The organism is Streptomyces sp. WAC06614 (assembly GCF_003949795.1).
Classification (GTDB): domain Bacteria; phylum Actinomycetota; class Actinomycetes; order Streptomycetales; family Streptomycetaceae; genus Streptomyces.
Genome location: NZ_RPRY01000723.1, coordinates 1 through 946 on the forward strand (window position 1 = coordinate 1; position 946 = coordinate 946).

Annotated in this window: 1 protein-coding gene; it reads right to left on the minus strand. The window is 80.0% G+C overall.

The features are described 5' to 3' along the window. Positions 1-132 precede the first annotated feature (132 nt). The coding region (locus tag EF918_RS37565; protein WP_185922103.1) for a hypothetical protein at positions 133-946 on the minus strand (814 nt) is incomplete at its 5' end.

The window sequence follows — 946 nt, forward strand, 5'->3', positions numbered from 1 at the left end:
CAGCGTCAGAGTTATATAAGAGCCGCAGCCACGTCCGTCCGCCCCGTCCGCCCGCCCGTCCGTCCGCCCGCCGGGCCGAGCCGCCGGGCCGAGCCGTCGGGCCGAGCCGTCGGGCCGAGCCGTCCGGGCCCGTCAGGCCGCGAGCGGGGCGTCCTCCCGTACGCCCTCCTCCGGGGCCCCGGCGCCGGCGCCGGCCACGAGGAAGTCGAGCCGGCTCCGGACCGCGTGGACGAAGTCGCCGAGGTCAAGGAAGCCGCGGGCGCGCAGGGCCGGCAGCAGCTCCGCCCGGTCCGTGACCTGCCAGGCGGCGAGCAGCCGGCCGCACTGGGCCTGGGTCTCGCGCTGCTCGGCCGCCGCCGCGAAGCCGCGGTCGCCTTCCCCGGCCGCCCCGGCGCGGGCCCCGGCCAGGGCCGCCGCGGTCGCGGCGAAGGCGGGGTGGTCGCGCAGGGCGGCCACGAGGGGCGTCACCTGGTCGAGCAGGGCCGTGGTGCGCCACAGCCGGGTCGCCAGCAGGGGGCCCGCCTCGGCCCAGGGCAGGGCGCGCTCGGCCGGCCGGAGCAGGTGCGCGTACGGCTGTGCGGCGGCGCGGTCGGCCGGCAGGCCGAGTTCCGCGGGGCGGGCCGCGAGCGCGGCGGACAGCGCGGGCCAGCCCGATGCGGCGGTCAGGGGCGGGCCGCCGTCGGCCGGGGGCAGCGTGCCGAGGATCTCGGCGGCCGCGACGTCGCGCAGCAGGTCCGGGAACCCGGGCCAGGTCAGCGCCATCGCCGCCACGACCTCCTCGCATCCGACCGGGTCGGCCCCGCCCGCCACGACCTCCTCGCATCCGACCGGGTCGGCCCCCTCCACCCCGTCGGGCAGTGGGGTGCTGCGCCAGGAGTGCAGGTAGACCGTCTCGGCCAGGCGCATCGGGAGCCCGAGGTAGGTGAGGCGGCCCGAGGTGAAGGAG